Genomic DNA, 23903 nt, shown 5'->3' with positions numbered 1-23903 from the left:
CTGTTTTTCGGCAATGGTTTGCCTTTGCAGACGCCCTGCGGCTTTTAAAACTTTGGCTATTTCAGGTTTTCAGGGTTGAGACCTTTCAGTTCCGGCAGAACAAAGAGCCCGTCTTTGCGCACGAGGACGTCGTCCAGCCAGATTTCGCCGCCGCCATATTCCGGACGCTGAATCATGACTAAATCCCAGTGAACGGAGGATTCATTGCCGTTTGGCGCATCTTCGTAGCACATGCCCGGCGTCAGGTGGAAGCTGCCGGCGATTTTTTCATCGAAAAGGGTATCCTTCATTGGATGCAGGACGTAAGGATTGACACCGAAGGCAAATTCTCCGAAATATCTTGCGCCTTCGTCGGTGTCGAGTAGCTTGTTGATTCGCTCGGTGTTGTTGGCGGACGCATTGACGATGCGACCTTTTTCGATGTCGAAATGAATATTTTCGAAGGTAAAGCCCTGCTCCTGACTGACGGTATTGTAAGTGATATAGCCGTTCATGGAGTCCTTGACAGGAGCGGTATAGACTTCACCGTCAGGAATATTGGCTTTGCCGTCGCACTTGACAGCGCCGATGCCCTTGATAGAAAATTCCAAATCTGTATCAGGTCCTTTGATGTGGACTTTGTCGGTTTTGTTTAGAAGGTTTACCAGTGGATCCATGGCTTTGCTCATCTTTGCGTAGTCCAGCGTGCAGACATTGTAGAAAAACTCCGAAAAAGCTTCCTGGCTGGTGCCCGCAAGCTGTGCCATCGCGGCGTTTGGATATCTGAGAATACACCATTTAGTTTTGTTGACTCGGTAGTCCTGCAAAGGCTGCATAAGTTTGCTGTGCAGATTCAGTTTTTCGGAAGGTACATCCGCCATTTCGGAGGCGTTATCACCGCCGCGCACCGCGATAAAAGCGTCCATGCCTTTCATCTGGTGAAGCAGATAGTCGTTTTTAAATTTGACCTGTTCTTCGCTGCATTCCAACAGAAGTTCACGGTTGATTTCGCTATCGATAATTGCGATAAAGGGTCTGCCGCCGGCTTTGTAGGTGCTGCGAATCAGCTCCTTGATCAAAGGCTTGCAAGCAGCGCCTTCATAGTCGATTAAAATATTTTCGTCCGGTTTTATATCGCAGGAATAATTGATCAGCAAATCTGCCAATTTTTTGTCTCTTGGATCCATCGGGATACCTCCTTGTTTTTTTGTTTCTTCGATATATTATAGCCGAAACCCCTTGTAATTAAAAGGAGATTAGCGTAAAATAAAACTACTTATGATAAAAGGAGCATATAATGATCAGCTATTTCTTTGTGAACCCGGTTGCGGGTCAGGGGAAAGGGATTGAACGATTTATTGCGGATATTAAAGCCTCAGCCGAGGCTTTGTCTATGCAGTATGAGATATATATTACAAAGGCAGAGGGTGACGGTGAGACTGCTGCTCGCCGAATTTCGCAGGAATTGCAGGGGAAAGAAGCTAGATTTTACGCTTGTGGCGGAGACGGCACTTTGAATGAGGTGATCAACGGCAGTTTTGGATTTGACAATATTGCAGTAGGTTGTGTGCCTATCGGAACAGGCAATGATTTTGTGCGGAATTTTCCTGAAGCGGGAAGTTTTCTCGACCTCAAGGCACAGTTTGAGGGGGCGGATACACAGGTGGATTTGATGCGATATAGCGGCGTGATTGCCGGAAAAGCGCAAACGCGGTACTGCGCTAACATGTTTAATATCGGTTTTGACTGCAACGTGGCAGAACTGGCTGGACGGCTGAAGAAGAAACCCATGATTTCCGGCAGTATGGCGTATCTGTTAGCGGTGCTTGGCATGTTCATCAAAAAGAAGGGGATTTGTCTGCATCTAACTGAACGCGATGCCGTGCATATCGATGGTGAAGTGTTGCTTTGCGCAATTGCCAACGGAAGTTTTTGCGGTGGCGGATTGAAAACATCGCCGCAGTCAGCGTTGACAGACGGCGTCTTTGATTTGAATATCATTCACGATGTATCTCGACTGAAATTTCTCAAACTGTTTCCTAGCTATATGAAGGGTAATCATTTAGAAATTCCAGGGATTGAAGAGGTTATAACGGTGAAACAGTGTACTGCCTTAAAGATTTCGCCTATGGCGCAAAATTTTATTCTTTGTGCAGATGGAGAGATTCAGGTTGCGGGAGAAGTGGAATTTTCTATCGTGCCTAATGGACTGCGGTTCATTGTGCCGAAGGCTGCAATGGTTTTTGCATCGTCACGACAAACGCACGAAAAAGCTTTCAGAAATTGAACATTGACAAATTCTTGGATATTTTGTATTTTTGTCAATAAATGCGCGTTAAAATACCGATTTGTTCATATTTTACGCTCTAATATTGACAAGATTGACAAACTCTTGATTTTTTGTCAATTTAGTCAATGTTTTTGCCCTAAAACCTTGACAAAATTGACAGATTTTCTGGATTTTGTCAATTCTGACAAAGTTGAAGGGATTTAAGAGCGCTTTTGACCTGCTGCACTGATGGTTTATTGACAAAAATACACGGGGTGAAAGAAATTTGTCAATGTTAGCTGGCATAGAACGTTTTTGTGCGTTTGCCGTGTTTGCATCGTAGAATTTAGTTGAAACTTAAATGGATTTATGATAGAATAAATAAGCTGTTTTGGAGAGTTGTCAGAGTGGTCGATCGTGCAGCACTCGAAATGCTGTGTCCTTAACCGGACCCAGGGTTCGAATCCCTGACTCTCCGCCAAGTGTTATAAAAGCGCGCCGCAGGCGCGCTTTTTTCGTGGAAATCAGAGTCAGGGATTCGAAGCCGAAAGGTCGAAATTGTAAAGGATTATGGGAAAGGCTTCTACTGCACAGAGCATATTGAGCTTGCTAAAGAATGGGCTTGTAGCGAGAATGTAGACGGCTTTGCTAATCGGTATGAAATCGATCTCTCTGATTTAGCGATTCTGAACCTTTCTTCGAATGATTTCACAATACTAAACTGGCTTGCCATTTTGATGCTTCATCGGAAAGCAAGACTATCAACCCCTCTTGCAAGACGAGAAAAAGACTATTTGATTCAAAATTTTCTTCCGGAGTTCCAATCCTATGATGTCATTATAGGATATCGTGCAGATGACTCTTACTTTTCGTTTGCCCGCTCTTTTGTGAGCAATGAGATATCGCTGAAGCAGTTAGGTTATGCCATGAAGCTCGGAAAGCTCGGTGAGCAGTTTGTTTTAAAATCTCAAAAAGCATTTGAAAGCATCCGTTTTCTTAATTATGAGATTGCGGATAATACTCTTTATTATGCAAGGCGTAAAGTGAGAGATAATAAGGCGAGAGACGCCTACAACAAAGAATTGGAAAATGAGGATTTGGATGGGATTTTCATGCGAGATATTATACGAAAGGAGATAAAGCCAAATGATCCACGCTTACACTGAACAGTATTTGCATGACGCTATGATCAATTTAGGCGAAGCCTTTGACTATGCCGTAAACGCCTGCAAAATGAAAGCTGATGCTTTTATGGAACTGTTCATTGCCAGCGGTTATGCAGATAAGTTTGGCAAAGGTAATCCAAAGGTTATATCAGGATTTTCAGGAACCGAACTTGTTATGGAGGTCTGTTTAAAATCTGGGATTGCTATAAACTTCCCGGAGGCGCAAATTGAATACGCCGCATCGGCTGAATACTGGAGTGGTTGGATACTTGCTTTTTACCAGTGGTACACGGATCAGTCGTTTAAAGACATACACGCAAATATCTCAATGATTGAGGTGCTGAAGATGTACTCCACGCACCATGAAGCGGCAGAAGAAAAGTTTTTATATACCGTAAACGCTATATTACGGCGAAAAAAGCAAACAACAAAGCTACAGGCTCAGAGGAAAACATGCGGGTACTCACAAAGAGAACTTGCCGAAAAGTCAGATGTTAATCTGCGCACACTGCAACAGTATGAACTTGGCACGAAGGAGATTGGGAAAGCGTCTGTACGGGCGGTTGCCTCCCTTGCTAATGCGTTGGGCTGCAGAGTGGAGGATCTACTGGAAACTGTTGCTATATCAGAAGAGTAACGGTGTAACATAAATTGAGATAAAAGCAAATGACAGGCTGGCTTATTTCAAATTGGATTAACAAATTGATATAAAGGAGTTTAAAGCGAGGGCCCTTCGCAGTTTACCTTTAAAACATCTAATTCCCTTAAAAAATCCGAATGTTATGGGAATGAAAACACAGCATAAGAAAGCACCTATCGTAGTCAATAGGTGCTTTTTTCGTGAAATGAAATTTATTTATAAACCGTATAGTTATAGTCAATCGCGTTGGTATAGAGGGAAATCGCATAGCGGACAACCCTATTGTCGGAAAGACACAGTGAATCGGTCGCCTCCAAAAGATTATCAAGGGGAGATACGCAGAGCCATTCGGCTTGTTCTTCTGTAGGTACAGAGATAGACATGGTTACATTGAGATGGCTGATGTTAAGTCCGTAGTCTTTTTCTATGATTTCGTAAAGAGGCCTGTCTTTTAAAGCAAAAATGTCAAGATCCGTAAGCAGCTCTTTGTTCAGATAAACAGACTGAATTGTAAACGGCTTGCCGTTATAGTATCGTAAAATATTGATATAGTATGTTTTTTCTTCCTGTTCGTACTGGAAAATCTGTTGCAGCTTATCAGAAGCAGATAGTGTATCAAAAGAGATGATTTTTGACGTAATATTAGGGTCATCGTCGGAAAGTCCGAAAGAATAAATTGGAGAATCGGAATGCATTTGCATTTCCTTTTGAGATACATAAAGTCCCTGATAAGGACGACGTTCTATGACGCCTTCTGCTATGAGATGGTCGATAGCCTTTCTGACTGTGACACGACTAACGTTAAAATGTTCTATAAACCAACTCTCAAAGGGCAGACGGTCACCTGCCATGAGCTCTTCATCTTCGATATGTTTCTTAATCCTAGCTGCGATTTGCAGATATAGGGGTAAAGTAGTACGCCCTTTAGCCATAAATTTTCCTCCTGAGTATGTCCTATTATAGTCGATTATAATACAAATAAGAGAAAAATGCAAGAGACAATTCTTTTGAAGTGTATTATAAATGTATTAAAAAATGATTAAAAATGTATTGACAAGAATTCGGAAGTGGTATATACTTTGTATTACAAATTCTTTGAAAATTGTAACACATAAACTGAGAAGCGAAGAAGGAGATCATTATGACAATTAGACTTTCAGACATGATGAAAGGCACGCTGAACTGTGCAAGAAATGCGTGCCCTATTACCGAAGGCGAATCTGTGCTGCTGATTGCAGATACCACAACGGATTCTTTAATCGTAGATGCATATAGAATTGCTTACGAATCGGAGGGAGGGTATGTAACAGCAATTACGATTCCGGCGGCAGGAGTCGGCTGCTGCTCCAGTGAAATCACCAACAATACCCTTTGCGGTCCGTATCCGGAGGTGCTGATAGAGGCAATGAAAGCTGCTGATTTGTGTATTAATCTAAGTGGATATGCCGATATGCACGGAATTTACGGCACAGGATTCAGTAAATACGGACTGCATCCGACAGATTTTTGGTGCAAATATCATACGAGAATGCTCAGCGTGGCTATTTCTAATAAAGAAGCGCTGACAAGCGATTGGGCAACCTATCCGAACGATTTGCTTAAATATTTGAATTTCAAGGCTCATGAGCATCTTTTAAATGCCATCGGCGGTGACCCGGATCATGCAGTTATGCACATTACTGATTTGCAGGGAACAGATATTACCATAAAAGGTTTTAAAATGTGTACAAAGGGAGAAATCAAGAACGAAAACGGAAAGGATCCGATTAATACCTTTGGAACGGAGCAGGTAGGCATGATTCCTTACGAACCAAAGCCTAATGGCGCCAATGCAGAAGGTGTAATCGTAGCGACATCTATTCATACCGGTTATGTGCCTGAAATGAAAGCCTTCGTGAAAGGCGGACGCATTGTAGCAATGGAGGGCGGCGGCGCAGTCGCAAAAGAATGGATGAGAGATTTTGAGAAAGGAAAAAATGCCAGTGCAGAGGGCAGATGCACGACCTTTGGGGTATCTCCGGGACCTGGAATTAACTGGATAGAAGAAATTATGTACGGTGTACATCCTCGTGCGTTCAGATTGGGTTATAAATATCGATATCAGGGTTCTGAAACTTTCCAGGCATGGGTTGGCGGTACCAGACGTTCCGGCGTACTGCACTTTGGAATCGGCGGCGGTAAAGATGAGTGGTATAGACACAGAGATATGGAAGTGTTCTTCCCAACACTGACTGTAAATGGGGAAGTTTTAATTAAAGATGGACGCTTAATGATTTTGGACGATCCGGAGGTAATTAAAGAGGCAGCAAAGTACGGAGATCCGGATGTACTGTTGCAGGAAAAATGGATACCGGAAATGCCACCCCTTGACTAAAATTTCAAAGAAAAAGGAGGTCCAAGAATATGGCAAAAGAAGATGCCAGATATACGGGGAGCTTTTTTAACAGCTATACCAATACGAGAATGAAGCTATACAGGCACTGCGTGCCGCTGGACAATGACGCCGAAAAGATTGCAGAAATCTATGGGTATTCTTTGGAAGAAGTGGAAAGGATTTTTTCGGAAATGGATCGGATATTACAAGACGAAGTCGAGTTGTTGAAAGAGGAGTTTGGCGAGAAGCTTTATGAAAAACTTAAAAATCGTCCAGCCAGCTTTGTTTTTATTGGAGATCAGATGACTAGCGAATGTTTGAGCTACTATAATATTCTGAAGCGGCTTTTCGCAGAGTTTCCGGAAATAAAGCTTTCTATTGCAGGAAATACGGGGGATACCTCTAATCAGTCGCTGCAATACATTTACGGTCTTGCAGTGTCTCAGGAACCTACGGTTACTTCTATTTTGATTGGAACCAATGACGCCTTTTGCGGTAAAGATGCTTTCGTGAAGACGATTTCCTCCAGAGAAGAGTTTAGAGATAACGTGGACTACCTCACTAAGGTTATGCTTCACACTGGGAGCAAGGTGGTTTTAAACACTTTGCCTCCAGTGGAGCAAAAAGCGGCGGAACATGCATATGCGCATATGAACTGGACAATCAGTAATGACGAAATTGAGATTAGGAACAGACTGATTTATCAGATTGCAGAAAAAAATCAGTGTGCACTCAACGATATTGCAGCTGTTTTGCGTGAGATAGAAAAACCTGTAGTTTTAGATGGGAATGGAGTTTTACTGACAGAAAAAGCGCAATTTGCCATTGCAAGAGGCTTTATAAAGGTGCTGCTGGCACAGCTTTGAAGGAGGTGAAAGTGTGAAACAGATTGGAAATGTCAGCGACTATTATGACGCATATACCAATATCCGATTTAAAAGCTACGACCAGGGGGTTATGTGGATGGAAGATAATATTCCACTTCTGGCCAAGGGCTTTGATTATACCGAAAAAGAAATTGAGGATATTATCAGCGCGCTTAAATTCCAGGTAGATGAAATGGCGGAAACTGTAAGGTCAGAATATGGAGAGAGAATGGAGAAGGTTCTGACTGAAAAAAATTTTCGCTTTGCGATTATCGGCTGCTCCTTTTCATCGGAATATTTGAGCTATGTCAATGTAGTGACAGATTTACTGCGCCGGTATTATCCGCAAATTGAAGTTATCGACGCAGCAGTAACTGCCGAGACTGTGCCGCAAACCATGGCACACCTTTATAACCGGGTGCTGAGGTATAAGCCGGATTTGTGCTCGATTTATATGGGCATTAACGATATGCGAAGAAACCGGGACGTCTATACAAAGAATAATGTGAGTCCGAGAGAATTTGCAAGAGATATGAATTACATTATCGATATGGTGAAACAATACGACAGTCAGGTGATTCTCCACACCCTAACTCCGTGTAACATTCCTGCGCAGGAAAGAGGAGTGCGTGATAAAAGATGGACCTACAGAATTGATGACTGGGATGTTTTTAACGGCGTTATCAGAGAAATTGCAGAAGTGAAAGACTGTGTATTGAACGACCAAACGGAGAATTTAAAAGCTTTTGAGGGCGATGTGAATATTCCAGAAAACGGATTGCATTTGACAAAAGAGGCGCAGGAATTTCTTGCAAAGCATTTTATGAAAGTTCTACTGGACACAGTGGAAACCATGTTTGGAGAAAGATAAAAAGAGGAAAGAATCATGAAGAAAATATTAGCGGCAATATTGACCCTTACTTTGATTTTAGGACTTTCTGCGTGCAGCGGCGGTTCTGATGAACCGGCTGGCTCAGATGGTGAAGCAAAAGCGATGGAAATTACTATTGCAACTCCGCATCCGAATAACGAAAAAGATCCTGTCTACATATACTGCAAAACATTTGCGGATTTAGTGACAGAAAAGACAGAAGGAAGAATCACATTTGATATTCAAGGTGACAGTGTTTTGGGTGATGATGTGGAAATTGCAGAAGGACTGACCCTGGGCACTTTAGATATGGGAATTACTTCAAACGCGGCAATCAGTGGGTACAATCCTGCCCACCAGCTGTATGCACTGCCGTTCCTCTTTGACGATGATGAACAGGCAAATGCTTTCATTGACAGTGATATTGCAGCAGAAATGAATCAGGGTCTGGAGAGCAAAGGAATGAAGGTGATGAGTATATTGGACGGAGGATTCCGCCAGTCTCTGAACACGAAGAAGACGATTAAGGCAATGGCTGATTTCAAGGGAATGAAGTGGAGAGTTCCGCCGATGGATTTGTTTACAGATACTTTTAATGCCCTTGGTGCCAATGCAACACCGATGGGTGGGGCTGAGGTGTTTACAGGTTTGCAACAGGGTACCATAGACGGCTGTGAGTTTCCGGTTTCTTCCATCTATTCCATGCAGCTTTATACCGCAGCGAAGTACATCGATATGACCAATCACATGTTTGCAGCATGGTATATGTGTACCAGTGATGACTTGTGGAATAAATTGTCTGCTGAAGAGCAAGAAATTTTTTCTGAAGCAGCAAAAGCGGCTAATGAGGCTTCAAGAAAAGCACAGATGGAATCTGTGGAATCTCAGCTTGCTGAAATTGAAAAAGCTGGCGCAGTAGTAAACCGTGATGTAAATACAGAGGAAATGCGTAAAGCAGTGCAGCCGATTTTGGACAGCTATCGCGATAAAATTGGCGCTGAGCTCTATGACAAGGCTATGGACTATGTCGATTCACTGAGAAAGTAGGCGCTGCCGGAAAGGACGGAGACTATGTTAAAGGGATTAAATAAAATCAGTAACGTAGTAAATGAGGCGTGCAAAGCAGTTTGTGCAGTAATGATGGCATATCTTGCCATCGTTTGCACCCTGCAGGTGATATTCCGCCGATTCTTAAATAATTCCCTCACATGGAGTGAGGAAACCATGCGATATGTATTTGTGTGGATGATTCTTCTTGCCACGGCTGTGACAGTAAAAGAGGGCAGTGGAGCGGCTATTGACCTTCTAAAAAAGAGGCTGAAAAGTGAAAAGCAGATTGCGCTGCAGGAGACAATTATTTTCATATTAACAGGAGTGACTGCAGCTATTTTGACAAAGTATGGCATTACTTATGCGGCATCTGCCTCAGGATTAACCAGTACGGCGGTACATCTTCCTATGAGTCTGGTTTATGGGGCGATTCCGGTAGGAAGCATTTTGACACTGCTTCACTGTGTTGATGGGGCAGCCACTGGCATCGCAAAGCTTTGCGGAAAGGCGGGTGCATAAATATGGGCGCAATTTTAATTATTTCTCTATTAGTTTTGATGTTAATCGGTATGCCGATTGCCTATGCCCTTGTGCTTTGCAGTGGAATTACACTGGTGAGTACCGACTTTGCTGATTTAATCATTATGGTACAGAGAATGTTTGGAGGTCTTGACAGTTTTCCGATTCTTGCCTGTCCATTGTTCATTTTGGCAGGATATATTATGGAGGGCAGCAGTATGTCGCAGCGCCTTGTAGACTGGGCATCCTGTGTATGCGGACGTACCAGAGGCGGTGTAGGTACCGTTACAATTGTAGCGTGTGCGATTTTTGCGGCACTAACAGGTTCCGGACCTGCAACTGTTGCGGCTATCGGAGCGATTATGTATCCGGCGCTAATTGACGCAGGATATCCGAAAAATTCTTCTGCGGCGCTGGTTGCTGCCGGAGGGGCTTTAGGACCGGTTATTCCGCCGAGCATTGTGATGATTATTTACGGGACAACCATGGGAGTCAGTGTGCCGGATATGTTTACAGGAGCAATTGTTCCAGGCGTACTCATGGCTGTTGCACTGATTGCAGCAAACAATTTAATGGCGAGAAGATGGGGAATAGAGGTCAGCGATAAAAAGTATACGGCAAGGGAAGTGCTTGGCTATACATGGAAGGCTGCAGGAACTTTGTTTATGCCTGTGCTGGTACTTGGCGGTATTTATAAAGGCATTTTTACTGCAACGGAAGCGGCGGCGATTGCATGTGCGTACAGTCTTTTGATTTCAATTTGTTATAAAAGCATGACCTTTAAAAAGCTCTTTGAGATTTTGAAAAAATCCGCTACAGTTTCGGCGATGGGACTACTGATCGTAGGCTCAGCTAACGTATTTGGCTGGCTTCTTGCAGCAGGAAAAATTCCGGCAACTATTACGACATTTTTGGTGCCGTTGCTACATACCAAAGTACTATACATGGCAGTGCTTCTAATTCTGCTTTTTATCATCGGTACTTTGATGGAAACCAGCGCTTCTGTTGTTATTTTGGCACCGATTATCGTGCCGACAGGACTTGCTCTCGGATTTGATCCGCTCCATTTGGGATTGGTCTTTGTAATTGCGCTGGTAGTTGGTTATATTACGCCTCCTTTTGGGGTCAACTTGTTTACTGTTTGCTCGACGACGGGAGAAAGTTATGTAGACGTGGTAAAAGGGCTGGTTCCGTATATTTTGACGGTAATTGCGGCGGTGATTTTGATTGCTGCATTTCCAGTACTGACCACAGTGCTGCTATAATATAGTTTGTTGAGATAAAACCCGGTTTGCGAGAAGCAGACCGGGTTTTCTTATGGAATTAAAGTGTCAGTATTATTTGGGTTGTGCTGAAAAAACATGATATAATAAAAGTGTTTCTATTTTTCGAAAAAGCATGAGAGCCTCCAAAATGACTTTTCAATAAAAAGAAATGTTGAATTACTGGGGTATTTGATTTATCATAGGAAATACAGTAATAGCAGAAAGAAGGACGGACATGACAGAACATCCGATTACTTTGCAGGAACTTTTAGACTCCCGAGAAAAGCGGGCGCAGAAGCAAAGAATGCTGCTTGACCAGCATGATGGCGTTTTGGTTTCGGTGACTTTGAACATTCCGGGGCCTGTAAAAGATAAGCCTGCTTATAGGGAAGCTTTGAAGGTGGGAATGGAACTTCTTGCGGAAAAAATTTCGGCAGAACAGATTTTATATAGAGAAGAAAAATTTCTTTCGACCGGCGCAGAAGGCTATCTAATGATAACAGGTATGCAGCCTGAAGAGGTGAAAAGGGTGACTGTGGAAATCGAAGATACGACGCCTTTGGGAAGAATTTTTGATATGGATGTTTTATCTGAAAAAGGGAGTATTTCACGGTCAAACCTTGGAATGCCAGGCAGGCGGTGTCTTCTTTGTGGTGAAGCTGCGAAGGTCTGTGCTCGCAGTCAAAGCCATCCGATGGAGCTGCTCCTTGCGGAAATTAATCGGATTTTAAGCAAGTTTTTTTAGTAGAATAGAAAGGCTAAAAATGTCAATTCAGTCTGTGAATTTGCTGGCTGAATTGTTTTTTTGTTTACACGCATAAAGATAGTATGACATAAAATGGTATGGGATAATTTCATACAAATCGGTTAGATTTTGCACGAATATGAAAGGTGTTACTACGAAATCTAACCAGAGGAATTTAATGGAAAACGGTATAAAATTTCCATTTTTGAACATGATATTTCGGATTTTTTACCAAAAAAACGAATTGATATCCGAACTTGAATTGAGAATAAATGGCTAAAAATAAACGTTTAATTAAAGTGTGGTGTTTTCTTGGGAAGAAAGTTCGGAAAGATTATATTTTTTTTCAAAAAAGGGGTTTTCATTCCGCAAATTCTGTGGTATACTTCTAACCGTAGAAGAAAAGATACAAATTTTTATGGAGGTGATTTTGTGTATATAAAGAAAACCCTATCCTTGCTTTTGGCGCTGATATTGGTTCTGACATCACTCACGGCTTGCGGGCAGGATTCTGAGGACAGTGTAGCTATGGATGACATTCCTTATATCGAGCAGGTTGCACTTGTTGATGCGGAAGATGTAGAGATTCCGGATGAACCGGCAATCTTAGCGAAAGCGCCTTCCATCCCTAATATATTAACTCCGGAACCGTCTGGAACCAGCGTGAAGCAGGATGACCGTGCAATCATTGACTATTCTAATGTTGAAGACGGGTATGTTATGGTCAAGTTTATCGGTTCCACCAAAAAACGCCTTAAGACACAGGTTGCAGGTCCGACTACAACTTATACGTATAACATTAACGTAGACGAGTGGACTACATTTCCGCTGTCAGATGGCAACGGAAGTTACAAGGTTACGGTATTCGAGAATGTAACGGACAATAAGTACTCCACAGTGCTTTCTGTAAGCTTCAAGGCAACTCTTGATGATGAATTTGCACCGTTCATTCGTCCGAATCAGTATGTAAACTATGAGGATGCGCCTAATACAGTCAAGAAGGCGAAGAGCGTCGTAGGCAAAACCAAAGATCCACTGAAGAAAGTGGAAAAAGTTTATAAATATGTCATAAAGAATTTATCCTATGATACCAAGCTTGCAAAGACTGTGCAGTCCGGTTATCTTCCTGATTTAGATAAAGTTCTGAAGAAGAAAAAGGGAATCTGCTTCGACTATGCAGCGTTGATGACCGGTATGCTGAGAAGCCAGGGTGTTCCGTGCAAACTGGTTGTAGGATATGCCGGCAGTGCATATCATGCCTGGATTAGTGTATGGAGTGAAGATACAGGCTGGGTTGATGGTGCTATCTACTTCGACGGTGTTAAATGGCAGCGTATGGATCCGACATTCGTTTCCTCTGCTAAGAATAGTAAATCTATCAAGAAATACGTCGGTGACGGAAGCAACTATGCACCAAAACTTTTCTATTAAAAACTGCGAAATAAATCGTTAGGGAGCTGTTAAAGCAACCTAACGATTTGTTGCGCATTTAAAACTTTTTAGAATGAAAGACGAGGACGGAATAATTATGAATCAAATACTTTCAAATGAGATGATAGCAGCTTTATGCCTTGAACTTTCTTTGCTGTTTCATGCAGGAATTCCTGTGGGGGATGCGTTGGCGCTGCTGTCAGAAGAAGCAGACTACAAAGAAATTTTGGAGGGTATGGCGCAAAAGGCAGACGATGGAGTATCTCTTTCAGAGTGTTTTCGTGAAAGCGGCAGGTTTCCGGCATATGTATGCGGGCTGATTGATGTGGGCGAGCATGCAGGTCGTACCGAGGAAGCGCTGACGGCCTTGGCTACATATTATGAGCGCCGCGTCAGACTGAATAAGCGTATTAAGAGCGCGCTTCTTTATCCTGCAGTTATGCTGGTTTTAATGCTGATTGTAATAGGCATTTTATTGGTAAAGGTGCTCCCAATTTTTGATGATGTATATGCGTCTTTAGGCGGACAACTCACCGGTGTTGGCGGCGGACTTTTGATGCTGGGACGCTGGCTTGATAAGGCAATGCCGGTTTTATGGATTCTTTTAGCCGCTGTGATGATTTTCCTGGTGGCTTTTGCAGCGATTGGAAGCTTTCGTGAGAAGCTTCTCGGCGCATGGAGAAACAGCCGCGGTGATAAGGGCATCTTTCGTCAGTTAAATACTTCCAGGCTGATTCAGGCCTTTGCTATGGGTGTATCCAGCGGACTTCAGACAGAGGAAGCGCTGGAACTTTCTGCGGAACTGCTTTGTGACGTTCCAGGGGCGAAAATGCGCTGCGAAACTTGCAGAAATCTAATCGATGAGGGAAAGAGCCTGAATGCTGCCATGCAGGAAAGCGGAATGCTTCCGGCGGCTTCCTGCAGACTGATGGAACTGGGTCAGAAAAGCGGCACCATGGACGCAACCGTAGAAAAAATTGCTGCAGATTTATCTGAAGAGAGCGAGTTTGCGATTGAAGCGATGGTCGGCAAGGTAGAACCTGCACTGGTGCTGGTTTGTGCACTTCTGGTAGGGCTGATTCTCCTTTCTGTAATGCTTCCGCTTATGCATATTATGTCAGCAATTGGTTAATAGGCGGTGCAAAAGATGAAAAGAAAATTTTCCAAATGGAGTGGACTGATAAAGGGACTGCTGCTTCCGGCCGTTGCAGTTTGCGTGCTTTTGTGCTTTGCGACAGCGTTTAATAGCCTGGATAGCGGTAGAAATCAAGAAAGTTTAGAGCAGCTGCAAGAGGCCATCAGACGAAACTGTGTGGCGTGCTATGCTGCTGAAGGAGCATACCCTCCAAGTCTTGAATACCTGAAGGAACATTATGGCGTTCAAATTGACGAGGAGCGTTACACGGTGCACTATATGGTGATTGCCGATAACCTGATGCCGGATATTACAGTACTGGAGAATGATCAATGAAGATACAGAAGAATCATTTAGAAGGTCTAATCGCCTTATTGCTGTTTGGTGTATTTGCAGTATGCCTGCTAATTGCTTTGCTTGCAGGCGCTGATGCATACAACGGTTTGACAACCAAGGACAGGATTGCGTATGACAGCCGAGTTTGCGGACAGTACATTGCGACTCAGGTGCGTCAAAATGATGATATGAACAGTGTTTCTGTAACCGATTTTGGGGATGGAAATGCGCTTTCCCTTGCGAAAGAAATCGAAGGAAATACTTATGTAACTTTAATTTATAGTTATGACGGCTATCTGATGGAACTTTTTTGTGCCGAAGGAGCACAGCTGGCGCCAGAAGATGGAGAGAAAATTATGCCGATTTCCAAGTTTTCCCTCTCTATGAAGGGTAGCAGACTGGAAATTTCCTACGGAAATGAAGGAACGCAGGAGTCTGAGACTGTTATGTTTTTGACTCTGCGAAGCGGAGAGGAGGCAGCGTCATGAGAAGCAAAGCACCTCTAGTGATGATAGAGCAGATGATTATGCTGCTGGTATTTGCCCTTGCGGCAGTTTTGTGCTTGCAGGCTTTTACAACTTCCAAAGAGATTTCTGAGGAAAGCATTTGCCGTGACCGGGCAGTCGTGGAAGTGCAGAATGCAGCGGAGTCCATGAAAGCTGGCGATGGAGAGACCTATTTTCGTGAAATGGGCGCAAACTTAGGAGAGGAAGGCGGCCAGATATTTTACAATGAAAAATGGAAACCGTTCGAAGATAGTAAGGGTGAGATGGAGGCAGCATTCCGCTTGCAGCTCAGTTATAAGGATACGGACATAGCATATTTGCAGAGTGCGGAGATTGCAGTATATGATGCTGAGGGAGAGCTTCTGTTCAGCATGCCGGTATCGTGGCAGAATCGGGAGGTGGAGTAATGAGAAAAATCAGCAAAGAATCATTTTCGCCGCCTGCAGTAGGGGGAACATCCCTTTTGGTCATCTTTGCAGTATTGTGCCTGACTGTGTTTTCGCTGCTCAGTCTTTCCACGGTGCGGGCAGATGAGAGACTCAGTAAGGCTTCGGCAAAGGCTGTGTCAGACTACTATGAAGCGGATTCTCGTGCGGAAGAAATACTGGCGCAGATTCGTCAGGGCAAAGTGCCGGAGCATGTAACAATTAGGGGAAACAGATATACTTATACCTGTCCGATTTCGGAGAACCAAAACCTAAAAGTTTCGATTCGGTTTAACGGAGCCGATTATACGATAGAACATTGGCGAGTGGAAACCAGTAGAGATGAGGAGATTGATGAAAACCTTCCTGTTTGGGACGGCACGGAACCTGAAGACAGCATAGAAAACGAGTGACCAGGAGGATTTGATTATGGCAGATTTGATGAACTATTTAGGTAAAGCAGTCGAATGCGGAGCTTCGGATATTTTTATTGTGGCAGGCGGTCCAGTTTGCGTGAAACTGGACAAAAGCGTGACACCTATTGGTGAAGAGCGAGTTCTTCCGGATACCAGCGCAAAACTGGTCACAGAGATTTACGAAAAAGCGGGAAGACCCATGGAGCATTTTTTGAGTTGCGGTGATGATGACTTTTCCTTCTCTGTGCCGGGACTGGCGCGATTTCGTGTAAATACCTATCAGCAGCGCGGCTCGATGGCGGCTGTCGTGCGTGTGGTTGCTTTTGGGATTCCTGATTGGAAAGAAATGGGGATTCCGGCTCAGGTGATGGAACTGTCGGAGGCAAGTCACGGGCTGATTCTGGTGACAGGTACTGCAGGAAGCGGGAAATCTACGACTCAGGCATGTATCATTGACCGAATCAATCACACCAGAGAATGCCACATCATTACCATGGAAAATCCCATCGAGTACCTGCACAGAAATGACAGGAGCATTGTAAGCCAGAGAGAAATTTCTATTGATACGGAGGACTATCTTTCCGGACTTCGTGCTTGCCTGCGCCAGGCACCGGATGTGATTTTGCTGGGAGAAATGCGTGACCACGAGACGATTCGTACAGCCATGACCGCAGCGGAAACAGGGCATTTGATTATTGCAACGCTGCACACGAAAGGAACTGTAAATACCATCGACAGAATTGTGGATTCTTTCCCAAGTGAGCAGCAGGCACAGGTGAGAACCCAGTTGAGCATGGTGCTTCGCACAGTCGTATCACAGCAGCTGCTGCCAGGCACTTCTGGAAATCTGGTGCCGGCTTTTGAAATCATGCATATGAATAATGCAATCAAGAGTTTGATTCGAGATAACAAGAGCCACCAGATTAACAACGCAATTGCCGCAGGGGCAAATGAGGGTATGTTATCCATGGATCAGTCTATCTTGACTCTTTGTAAAAATGGTGAGATTAGTAAGGATACGGCACTTATCTATGCGGACAATGCAGAACAGATGCAGAGACGGTTGGGATAAGGAAGGACCACTTTGGACTGCGTATTAAAATAAAATAAAAGCTGTATAACAGTCTCAAACAAGTGAGGTTAGATTGTTGTACAGCTTTTTTATTGAGATTCTGTTAATTTTTAGATATTGTTATAAAAAAGCACACTGGTGGCACAATAGGGGTATTTGGAGGTTATTGCAATGGAATCAATCTGGACAAAAGATATCAAGATGCCGGAATTTCCCACGGCAGAGCATAATATGAAAGTAGATGTGCTGGTGGTTGGCGGCGGTATGTGCGGTCTTTTAATTGGTCATTTTTTGAATGAGCAAGGGGCGAACTACGCGGTGGTGGAGAAGGATACTATCGCAGGCGGTGTGACGAAAAATACGACGGCAAAGATTACCGCCTTTCATGGACTTTCCTACAGAAAACGCCTTGCTCGTTTTGGAAGGGAAAAGACTGCAGCATATCTATCGGCAAATGAGAAAGCGATAGAGATGTACAGGCGTTTAGCTGTGCGTATCCCATGTGATTTTGAAGAGAAGGATAACTACGTTTACACGATGAACGATGTGGGTGCGGTACTTTCTGAGATTGAGGCTATCACAGAGGTTGGCGGAAAAGTATCCTACACGGAGCATGTGGATATACCGCTGCCGGCAGCCTGTGCAGTTAAGGTGAAGGGGCAGGCCCAGTTTCACCCGCTGAAATTTGCGTCAGAGATTGCCAAGGGGCAGGCAATTTACGAGCACAGTTTTGTGAGCGACGTAAAGAAGCAGCGTTTTGGCTGGCAGGCTTTTGTTATAAATGGCTGGGGTCGGGATATAAGGATTCATGCGGATAAGGTAATTATCGCAACCCACTTTCCGTTTATTGACCGCAGAGGCATGTATTTTATGAAGATGTACCAGAGCCGGTCCTATGTGTTAGCGCTTTCAGCACAGAATGACGAGGGAAAGGCAGAAATGCAGCAGGTCTGCGGCATGTATATCGGAAATGGCGGTGAAAAGGGTAATCCTCTGGATCTATCCTTTAGAACCTATGACGACTATTTACTTTTAGGCGGAGGAGGTGGCAGAACCGGAACCAGCCATGCGGCTTTTGAACAGCTGAGACAGCAGGCAAAGCGCCTTTATCCGGGCAGCCGGGAAGTGGCAGCATGGGCGGCGCAGGACTGCATGACGTTAGATGAAGTTCCTTACGTTGGCAGCTATAGTCGAAAAAAGGACGGGCTGCTGGTGGCGACGGGTTTTAACAAGTGGGGGATGACCGGCGCGATGACAGCGGCAATGGCCCTGACCGGAGAACTGGATCGGGAGATTGGAAGGGTGTTTTCACCTCAGCGGACGATACTGAGACCGCAGCTCTTGGTAAACGGTTTTGAGACGACAAAAAATTTTATGCGGCCAACTGCACCTCGCTGCACCCATCTTGGCTGTGCGCTGAAATGGAATGCGGCGGAGAAAACCTGGGATTGCCCTTGCCACGGCTCAAGATTTGCAGAGGATGGAAAGCTGATTGATAATCCGGCGCAAATGGATATGAAAAGAAGGATTTAGAAGTAACAAGAGTTTAACCTAAAATAGAAATTTAAAAAAAAGTGTATAAGGGAATATGAAAATCCTAACCGAGAATTTAAAGAATTTAAAAAAATGTATAAAAGCACTTGAATTCCTTTGGCAAATGTTTCGTTTACAAGGATGTTTCGACCATGTTTCAAGTTTCTCTTATACACTTTTTTAATACTTTTTCATTTTAGGTTAAGATTTGCCGTTAGACTTATACATTTTTGGTATAAAAACAAAATTTAGGTTAAGCTTCCCATTGATAAACTTGTCGAGATCCCTTCTTCATGTGAAGAGGGAAAGACGGTTGCTTTTTTTCGGCAAGGTGATATACTATTAAATTGCGGCAGAGGGACAAGCTGCAATTTTAGATAGAAACGAGGAAATCAATGAAATATATACGACAGGTTTTAATTGTAATGATAGTTTCTTTTGCAGGAGAGATGCTTAACTTTTTACTTCCGCTTCCGGTACCTGCCAGCATTTATGGACTGGTAATTATGCTGATATGTCTTTTGAGTGGGATTATTCCTCTGGAAGCGGTCAGAGAGACCGGAACGTTTATGGTAGAGATTATGCCGCTGATGTTTGTGCCTGCGGCAGTAGGGCTTCTGGAATCCTGGGGCGTACTGAAGCCGGTGTGGATTCCAGTTATTTGCATCACCGTCATTTCAACTGTAGTAGTGATGGCGGTCTCCGGCAGAGTGACCCAGTTTGTGATTCGAAAAGGCGGTGAAGCTGATGAATGATATTCTGATTGAGTCTGTATTCTTCGGCGTGGGGCTTACGCTGCTCTGCTTTGAAATTGGACAAATTGCAAAGAAAAAGCTGAAAATTCCCCTGTTTAACCCCATTTTGATCGCAACGGTGCTGATTATCGGTGCGCTTCTGCTTTTAGATATGGACTACGATACATATTACGAAGGTGCAAAGTATATTAGTTATTTGCTGACGCCGGCTACAGTATGTCTTGCCATTCCTATGTACGAACAGATGAGTCTTTTGAAAAAGAACTGGAAAGCAGTTATGGCTGGAATTATTGCAGGCTGTTTGACAAGCCTTGTCTCCATACTTGCTATGGCAGTCCTCTTTGGCCTCAGCCACGAAACTTATGTGACTCTACTGCCAAAATCTATTACGACAGCTATTGGCATGGGTGTTTCGGAAACGCTGGGCGGCTATGTCACGATTACGGTAGCCGTCATAATCATTACGGGGATTTTAGGAAATATGTTCGGCGAAGCGGTTTGCAGACTGTTCCGCATAGAAGAGCCTATCGCAAAGGGTGTGGGCTTTGGCACAGCGTCTCATGCCGTCGGCACGGCAAAGGCGATAGAAATAGGAGAAATTGAAGGTGCTATGAGCAGCCTTTCCATTGCGGTGGCGGGTCTTGTCACAGTGGTAGGTGCCAGTGTATTTGCTTGTTTTTGGTAAAGGAGAATCAAATGAAAGAAATTCAGCTGAGGATGGACCCTCCCTTTTTTAATAGTGTAGATGTAGCAGTGCTGGACTTTCCAAAGGGGTTAAAAGAAGCGCCGCGGCAGCGCTGTAAAATTACAGTAGAGTTTGCTGCCTTTGATATTAAGCAGCTGCAGAAACAGGGGCTGAACTTTGAGGCGGCGATAGAACACTATAAGACATGGCTTTATGAGGTAGTAAAGGTACATCTTGCGCAGGACTGGATCTGTATCGGCGGCTGGAATCAGGTTATGGCACTTGTAGAAAGCAGAGTCAAAGCGTATTATGACGCAGAATAGAAAATTTCTATATTTCCGGTGAGAATTATGGGAATTTGTGGTATACTATAAAGTAGAACTTTACAGGAGAGAGATGATAATATGACAAAGGTAGATATTTTTTCCGGATTTTTAGGTGCCGGAAAGACAACGCTAATTAAGAAACTCATTGAAGAAGCGTATCAGAATGAGAAAGTAGTTCTCATCGAAAATGAATTTGGAGAAATCGGGATTGACGGCGGATTTCTCAAAGATGCAGGAATTGAAATTAATGAGATGACTTCTGGCTGTATCTGCTGCAGCCTCGTTGGTGATTTTGGAAAGGCACTAGAAAAGGTACTGGCAGAGTTTGCGCCTGACAGAATTCTCATCGAGCCGTCCGGTGTAGGAAAACTTAGCGATGTGATAACTGCTGTGACAAATCTGCATAACGAAGCATTGTGCTTAAATGCTGCGGTTGCGGTTGTGGACGCAAAGAAGGCGAAGATGTACATGCAGAACTTTGGGGAGTTTTATAATAATCAGATTGAACATGCGGCAGCAGTTATTCTCAGCCATACGGCGGGGCTTGCGCAGAAGAAACTGGACGACTGTGTAGCGCTTGTTCGTAAATATAACGAGAAAGCGCCTGTAGTAACAACAGACTGGGAAGAACTTACAGGACAGCAGCTTCTGGAAACGATCGAGCAGAAGAATACACTGGCAGCGCAGCTGGCAAGTCTTGAGAACGAAGCGCATGAACATCACGACCATGGTCATCATCATCACGATGAGGATTGCGGCTGCCACGACCACGCACACGAGCATGAACATCATGACCATCATCACCACGATGAAGATTGTGACTGCGGCTGTCACGAACATGAACATCATCATGACCACCATCATCACCACGCCGATGAAGTATTTCAGAGTTTTGGACTGGAAACATCTCATAAGTTTACAAAAGAGCAGATTGAAGAAGCGCTGAGCGCTTTGACAAATTTTGCAATGTATGGACAGGTGCTTCGTGCGAAAGGAATTGTAGAGGGAGAAGACGGTAAGTGGTTACATTTTGACTATGTGCCGGGTGAACCTGATGTTAGATATGGCACTGCGGCAGTAACAGGTATGCTGTGTGTCATTGGTGCAGGCATCGAAGAGGACAGCATTAAAGAGTTGTTTGGACTGTAAAGAGGTAGTAGCATATGGAAATACCAGTATATTTGTTTACCGGATTTTTAGAAAGCGGTAAAACCACGTTTATTCAGGAGGCGCTGGAGGGCGATGACTTCAATGCCGGAGAAAGAACCTTGCTGCTTCTGTGTGAAGAGGGTGAGGAAGAATATCATCCGGTCAAGTTTTTCGGAACCAACGTGTTTATTGAACGGGTTGAAGAGGAAGAAGATTTAACGGAAGAGACGCTTAGCGCTTTGCAGAAAAAGCATAAGGTCGAACGGGTAATCATCGAGTATAACGGCATGTGGAGTTTGGACACGATCTACAGAAATATGCCGAAGGAGTGGATTACCTATCAGGAAATGTTTTTTGCAGATGCGCAGACTTTTTCTGTGTATAATCAGAATATGCGGCAGCTGGTCTTTGATAAACTGAAAAGCGCTGAGATGGTTGTGTTCAACCGCTGCGAAAAAGGCTTTGACAAGATGGAATTTCATAAAATTGTTCGCGGAGTTAACCGAAAGAGCCAGATCCTCTATGAATATGATAAAGACGATGTGGAGCTGGATCAGATTCCGGATCCTTTGCCTTTTGATCTCAATGCGCCGCTCATTGAGATTGCAGACAATGCCTATGCGGAGTGGTATAGAGATATCAACGAGGAGCAGGACAAGTATGACGGCAAGGTGATTACTGTAAAGGGTCGCAGCGTTCTTGGCGGCGGTATGCCGGACGACAAATTTGTCTTTGGTCGTCATGTGATGACATGCTGTGTAGAGGATATTCAGTTTGCAGGACTTGTATGCAGATGGGAAAATGCAGCAAATTTGCTGGAACACGGCGGCTGGGTAACGATTATAGCTAAAGTGAAAGTGGAAGATGATGAAACCTATGGCGAGGTGGGACCTGTGCTCTACTGCACAAAAGTGGAAGAGACAGAAGAAGCCGATCCTGAAGTAGCACAATTTTAACTGGCAAGAATTTAGGGAACAGACGCATTTGTGCTGTTCCCTTTTGGTTGCAAAAAATGGTATGATAAAAATATTTTGGAATTGTATACAAAAAACTTACATTTTCTTTCAAAAACGTGTTATAATAATAAATGAGATAGAAATAATGGAAGAAGAAAGGAGATGTGAGCCGAAATGTATAACATTGATGACCTGATTATGTATGGCACGACAGGCGTTTGCAAAGTATCGGATATTCGTAAGTCGGATTTTGCCGGTGGAGATGAGGACAGGCTGTATTATGTACTGGAGCCTCTTTATCAAAGCGGCGTCATTTATGCACCAGTAGATAATCAGAAAGTGTTTATGCGTGCGGTAATCTCCGAAGATGAAGCGAAAGATCTGATTGACAATATTCCGCAGATTCACACGGAAATTTACAAAAACAGTAGCATGCAACAGCTTACGAAGTATTATCAGTCAGTCATTGACAGCCATAAATGTATAGACTTGCTTAAACTGACCAAGTCCATACATCAAAAAAAGCTGGATGCACTTGCTCAGAATCGCCACCTTGGGCAGATTGACAAAAAATTTATGAAACGTGCAGAAGACCTTCTTTTCGGAGAGTTCGCAGCAGCGCTGGGAATTTCCAGAGATGATGTACAGGATTATATCCGAAACAGGCTAGGTGATGAGGAGCTGTAAGTAAATATAAGAAATAGATCGGAATACCAGACAATGCAAATTGTTTTGACATCCGATCTTTTTTTGACAAAAAATTTGTAAAAGTTAAATCACCTATTGACATGTTATCAAAAACGAGTATAATAATCTTGCACTACAGTTTAGAAATACTAAACTTGAAGTTTAATGTTTGTGACACAGTAAGGGAGTAGGAATATGGAGATTGGTTCCAAGATTAAAGCCCTGCGCATTGTCAATGGACTGACGCAGGAGGAACTAGCTGACAGGGCGGAGCTTTCTAAGGGCTTCATTTCTCAGCTGGAACGAGATTTGACATCTCCATCTATTGCAACACTTTCAGACATATTGCAGTGCCTGGGAGTATCTGTTTCAGAGTTTTTTGCAGAGGACAGCGATGAACAGATTGTATTTGCAGATGAAGATTATTTTGAGAAAATAGACCTTGAATTAAAGAATAAAATAGAGTGGATTATTCCAAGTGCGCAAAAGAACGTTATGGAGCCTATTCGCCTGAGCCTTGAGGCGGGCGGCCAGACATATCCTGACAATCCGCACGAGGGAGAGGAGTTTGGATTTGTACTGAAAGGTGAGATTACCATTCATATAGGAAAGAAAATCCATCAGGCAAAGGCCGGCGATTCATTTTATTATACACCAGCAAGAAAACATTATATTTCATCGAAAGCAGGCGCAGAACTGATATGGGTAAGCTCGCCGCCAAGCTTTTAAGATGTAAAGAAAGGAACT

At 43.7% G+C, this 23903-nt stretch carries 27 protein-coding genes and 1 tRNA gene; 26 read left to right on the top strand and 2 right to left on the bottom strand.

The window, feature by feature from the left end; translation table 11 throughout:
• Window positions 1–56: 56 nt before the first annotated feature.
• A complete protein-coding gene (locus V1225_RS13350; protein ID WP_160201521.1) occupies window positions 57–1166 on the bottom strand; it encodes an aminopeptidase in 1110 nt (369 codons plus the stop codon).
• Between the two features lie 110 nt (window positions 1167–1276).
• Here V1225_RS13350 and V1225_RS13345 point away from each other — a divergent pair, with 110 nt between their 5' ends.
• From V1225_RS13345 to V1225_RS13330, 4 genes are all read left to right on the top strand, one after another.
• Window positions 1277–2266 (top strand): diacylglycerol kinase family protein, encoded by a 990-nt coding sequence (locus V1225_RS13345; RefSeq protein WP_160201522.1) that lies wholly within the window; start codon window positions 1277–1279, stop codon window positions 2264–2266.
• A 375-nt stretch (window positions 2267–2641) separates the two neighbouring features.
• Window positions 2642–2729, top strand: a tRNA-Ser gene (locus V1225_RS13340).
• 55 nt (window positions 2730–2784) lie between these two features.
• A complete protein-coding gene (locus tag V1225_RS13335) occupies window positions 2785–3414 on the top strand; it encodes a DUF3990 domain-containing protein (RefSeq protein WP_160201585.1) in 630 nt (209 codons plus the stop codon).
• A complete protein-coding gene (locus tag V1225_RS13330; protein ID WP_161880229.1) occupies window positions 3395–4051 on the top strand; it encodes a helix-turn-helix transcriptional regulator in 657 nt (218 codons plus the stop codon). The genes V1225_RS13335 and V1225_RS13330 overlap by 20 nt, the downstream gene beginning before the upstream one ends.
• A 215-nt stretch (window positions 4052–4266) precedes the next feature.
• Here V1225_RS13330 and V1225_RS13325 read toward each other — a convergent pair whose 3' ends face one another.
• Window positions 4267–4986 (bottom strand): GntR family transcriptional regulator, encoded by a 720-nt coding sequence (locus V1225_RS13325; RefSeq protein WP_160201524.1) that lies wholly within the window; start codon window positions 4984–4986, stop codon window positions 4267–4269.
• A gap of 209 nt (window positions 4987–5195) precedes the next feature.
• Here V1225_RS13325 and V1225_RS13320 point away from each other — a divergent pair, with 209 nt between their 5' ends.
• The 22 genes from V1225_RS13320 to V1225_RS13215 all read left to right on the top strand — a co-directional run bounded on the left by V1225_RS13320 (window position 5196) and on the right by V1225_RS13215 (window position 23885).
• On the top strand, window positions 5196–6428 hold the full coding sequence (locus V1225_RS13320; protein ID WP_160201525.1) for a hypothetical protein: 1233 nt from the start codon (window positions 5196–5198) through the stop codon (window positions 6426–6428).
• A 29-nt stretch (window positions 6429–6457) separates the two neighbouring features.
• A complete protein-coding gene (locus V1225_RS13315) occupies window positions 6458–7294 on the top strand; it encodes a hypothetical protein (protein ID WP_338546804.1) in 837 nt (278 codons plus the stop codon).
• A gap of 13 nt (window positions 7295–7307) precedes the next feature.
• The gene (locus V1225_RS13310) at window positions 7308–8165 is read left to right on the top strand and encodes an SGNH/GDSL hydrolase family protein (RefSeq protein ID WP_338546802.1); all 858 of its coding nucleotides are present in this window, start codon (window positions 7308–7310) and stop codon (window positions 8163–8165) included.
• 15 nt (window positions 8166–8180) lie between these two features.
• The gene (locus tag V1225_RS13305) at window positions 8181–9212 is read left to right on the top strand and encodes a TRAP transporter substrate-binding protein (protein ID WP_338546801.1); all 1032 of its coding nucleotides are present in this window, start codon (window positions 8181–8183) and stop codon (window positions 9210–9212) included.
• Window positions 9213–9236: 24 nt separating this feature from the next.
• Window positions 9237–9734 (top strand): TRAP transporter small permease, encoded by a 498-nt coding sequence (locus V1225_RS13300; protein WP_160201529.1) that lies wholly within the window; start codon window positions 9237–9239, stop codon window positions 9732–9734.
• A gap of 2 nt (window positions 9735–9736) precedes the next feature.
• Entirely contained in the window at window positions 9737–10999 is a 1263-nt protein-coding gene (locus V1225_RS13295; RefSeq protein ID WP_160201530.1) for a TRAP transporter large permease subunit, read from the top strand.
• A 235-nt stretch (window positions 11000–11234) separates the two neighbouring features.
• Window positions 11235–11744, top strand: a complete 510-nt coding sequence (gene citX / locus V1225_RS13290) for a citrate lyase holo-[acyl-carrier protein] synthase (RefSeq protein WP_160201531.1) — start codon at window positions 11235–11237, stop codon at window positions 11742–11744.
• A gap of 432 nt (window positions 11745–12176) precedes the next feature.
• The gene (locus V1225_RS13285; protein ID WP_251613735.1) at window positions 12177–13175 is read left to right on the top strand and encodes a transglutaminase-like domain-containing protein; all 999 of its coding nucleotides are present in this window, start codon (window positions 12177–12179) and stop codon (window positions 13173–13175) included.
• Between the two features lie 97 nt (window positions 13176–13272).
• Window positions 13273–14307 (top strand): type II secretion system F family protein, encoded by a 1035-nt coding sequence (locus V1225_RS13280; RefSeq protein WP_338546800.1) that lies wholly within the window; start codon window positions 13273–13275, stop codon window positions 14305–14307.
• A 15-nt stretch (window positions 14308–14322) separates the two neighbouring features.
• On the top strand, window positions 14323–14646 hold the full coding sequence (locus V1225_RS13275) for a hypothetical protein (protein WP_160201533.1): 324 nt from the start codon (window positions 14323–14325) through the stop codon (window positions 14644–14646).
• Window positions 14643–15134, top strand: coding sequence for a DUF4860 domain-containing protein (locus tag V1225_RS13270; RefSeq protein WP_338546799.1), 492 nt, complete (start codon window positions 14643–14645; stop codon window positions 15132–15134). The genes V1225_RS13275 and V1225_RS13270 overlap by 4 nt, the downstream gene beginning before the upstream one ends.
• Window positions 15131–15559: a hypothetical protein gene (locus V1225_RS13265; protein WP_160201535.1), complete on the top strand. Its 429-nt coding sequence runs from the start codon at window positions 15131–15133 to the stop codon at window positions 15557–15559. Before V1225_RS13270 ends, V1225_RS13265 begins: the two co-directional genes overlap by 4 nt.
• Window positions 15559–15990, top strand: coding sequence for a hypothetical protein (locus V1225_RS13260; protein ID WP_160201536.1), 432 nt, complete (start codon window positions 15559–15561; stop codon window positions 15988–15990). Before V1225_RS13265 ends, V1225_RS13260 begins: the two co-directional genes overlap by 1 nt.
• 16 nt (window positions 15991–16006) lie before the next feature.
• Complete coding sequence (locus V1225_RS13255) at window positions 16007–17065, top strand: PilT/PilU family type 4a pilus ATPase (protein WP_160201537.1); 1059 nt, start codon at window positions 16007–16009, stop codon at window positions 17063–17065.
• 171 nt (window positions 17066–17236) lie between these two features.
• Window positions 17237–18598, top strand: a complete 1362-nt coding sequence (locus tag V1225_RS13250; RefSeq protein WP_338546798.1) for an FAD-dependent oxidoreductase — start codon at window positions 17237–17239, stop codon at window positions 18596–18598.
• A 395-nt stretch (window positions 18599–18993) separates the two neighbouring features.
• The gene (locus V1225_RS13245) at window positions 18994–19353 is read left to right on the top strand and encodes a CidA/LrgA family protein (RefSeq protein ID WP_160201539.1); all 360 of its coding nucleotides are present in this window, start codon (window positions 18994–18996) and stop codon (window positions 19351–19353) included.
• Window positions 19346–20038 carry an LrgB family protein gene (locus tag V1225_RS13240; RefSeq protein ID WP_161907672.1) on the top strand — a complete coding sequence of 231 codons (693 nt, stop codon included), beginning with the start codon at window positions 19346–19348 and terminating at the stop codon, window positions 20036–20038. The genes V1225_RS13245 and V1225_RS13240 overlap by 8 nt, the downstream gene beginning before the upstream one ends.
• A gap of 11 nt (window positions 20039–20049) precedes the next feature.
• Window positions 20050–20361, top strand: a complete 312-nt coding sequence (locus V1225_RS13235) for a hypothetical protein (RefSeq protein ID WP_338546797.1) — start codon at window positions 20050–20052, stop codon at window positions 20359–20361.
• A gap of 81 nt (window positions 20362–20442) precedes the next feature.
• Complete coding sequence (locus V1225_RS13230; protein ID WP_338546796.1) at window positions 20443–21513, top strand: GTP-binding protein; 1071 nt, start codon at window positions 20443–20445, stop codon at window positions 21511–21513.
• Window positions 21514–21527: 14 nt separating this feature from the next.
• Complete coding sequence (locus tag V1225_RS13225; protein WP_160201543.1) at window positions 21528–22469, top strand: hypothetical protein; 942 nt, start codon at window positions 21528–21530, stop codon at window positions 22467–22469.
• A 174-nt stretch (window positions 22470–22643) separates the two neighbouring features.
• Entirely contained in the window at window positions 22644–23156 is a 513-nt protein-coding gene (locus V1225_RS13220; RefSeq protein WP_160201544.1) for a CarD family transcriptional regulator, read from the top strand.
• A gap of 195 nt (window positions 23157–23351) precedes the next feature.
• On the top strand, window positions 23352–23885 hold the full coding sequence (locus V1225_RS13215) for a cupin domain-containing protein (RefSeq protein ID WP_160201545.1): 534 nt from the start codon (window positions 23352–23354) through the stop codon (window positions 23883–23885).
• Window positions 23886–23903: the final 18 nt, after the last annotated feature.

The sequence above is a fragment of the Emergencia sp. JLR.KK010 genome, from assembly GCF_037018265.1.
Lineage (GTDB): Bacteria > Bacillota > Clostridia > Peptostreptococcales > Anaerovoracaceae > Senimuribacter > Senimuribacter intestinalis.
This window is presented reverse-complemented; position numbering and strand designations above follow the sequence as displayed.

Coding starts and splice junctions, on each gene's coding strand:
- V1225_RS13350 (WP_160201521.1), bottom strand. CDS start 1,166: ATGGATCCAAGAGACAAAAAATTGGCAGATTTGCTGATCAATTATTCC.
- V1225_RS13345 (WP_160201522.1), top strand. CDS start 1,277: ATGATCAGCTATTTCTTTGTGAACCCGGTTGCGGGTCAGGGGAAAGGG.
- V1225_RS13330 (WP_161880229.1), top strand. CDS start 3,395: ATGATCCACGCTTACACTGAACAGTATTTGCATGACGCTATGATCAAT.
- V1225_RS13325 (WP_160201524.1), bottom strand. CDS start 4,986: ATGGCTAAAGGGCGTACTACTTTACCCCTATATCTGCAAATCGCAGCT.
- V1225_RS13320 (WP_160201525.1), top strand. CDS start 5,196: ATGACAATTAGACTTTCAGACATGATGAAAGGCACGCTGAACTGTGCA.
- V1225_RS13315 (WP_338546804.1), top strand. CDS start 6,458: ATGGCAAAAGAAGATGCCAGATATACGGGGAGCTTTTTTAACAGCTAT.
- V1225_RS13305 (WP_338546801.1), top strand. CDS start 8,181: ATGAAGAAAATATTAGCGGCAATATTGACCCTTACTTTGATTTTAGGA.
- V1225_RS13300 (WP_160201529.1), top strand. CDS start 9,237: ATGTTAAAGGGATTAAATAAAATCAGTAACGTAGTAAATGAGGCGTGC.
- V1225_RS13295 (WP_160201530.1), top strand. CDS start 9,737: ATGGGCGCAATTTTAATTATTTCTCTATTAGTTTTGATGTTAATCGGT.
- citX (WP_160201531.1), top strand. CDS start 11,235: ATGACAGAACATCCGATTACTTTGCAGGAACTTTTAGACTCCCGAGAA.
- V1225_RS13280 (WP_338546800.1), top strand. CDS start 13,273: ATGAATCAAATACTTTCAAATGAGATGATAGCAGCTTTATGCCTTGAA.
- V1225_RS13275 (WP_160201533.1), top strand. CDS start 14,323: ATGAAAAGAAAATTTTCCAAATGGAGTGGACTGATAAAGGGACTGCTG.
- V1225_RS13270 (WP_338546799.1), top strand. CDS start 14,643: ATGAAGATACAGAAGAATCATTTAGAAGGTCTAATCGCCTTATTGCTG.
- V1225_RS13265 (WP_160201535.1), top strand. CDS start 15,131: ATGAGAAGCAAAGCACCTCTAGTGATGATAGAGCAGATGATTATGCTG.
- V1225_RS13260 (WP_160201536.1), top strand. CDS start 15,559: ATGAGAAAAATCAGCAAAGAATCATTTTCGCCGCCTGCAGTAGGGGGA.
- V1225_RS13255 (WP_160201537.1), top strand. CDS start 16,007: ATGGCAGATTTGATGAACTATTTAGGTAAAGCAGTCGAATGCGGAGCT.
- V1225_RS13250 (WP_338546798.1), top strand. CDS start 17,237: ATGGAATCAATCTGGACAAAAGATATCAAGATGCCGGAATTTCCCACG.
- V1225_RS13245 (WP_160201539.1), top strand. CDS start 18,994: ATGAAATATATACGACAGGTTTTAATTGTAATGATAGTTTCTTTTGCA.
- V1225_RS13240 (WP_161907672.1), top strand. CDS start 19,346: ATGAATGATATTCTGATTGAGTCTGTATTCTTCGGCGTGGGGCTTACG.
- V1225_RS13235 (WP_338546797.1), top strand. CDS start 20,050: ATGAAAGAAATTCAGCTGAGGATGGACCCTCCCTTTTTTAATAGTGTA.
- V1225_RS13230 (WP_338546796.1), top strand. CDS start 20,443: ATGACAAAGGTAGATATTTTTTCCGGATTTTTAGGTGCCGGAAAGACA.
- V1225_RS13225 (WP_160201543.1), top strand. CDS start 21,528: ATGGAAATACCAGTATATTTGTTTACCGGATTTTTAGAAAGCGGTAAA.
- V1225_RS13220 (WP_160201544.1), top strand. CDS start 22,644: ATGTATAACATTGATGACCTGATTATGTATGGCACGACAGGCGTTTGC.
- V1225_RS13215 (WP_160201545.1), top strand. CDS start 23,352: ATGGAGATTGGTTCCAAGATTAAAGCCCTGCGCATTGTCAATGGACTG.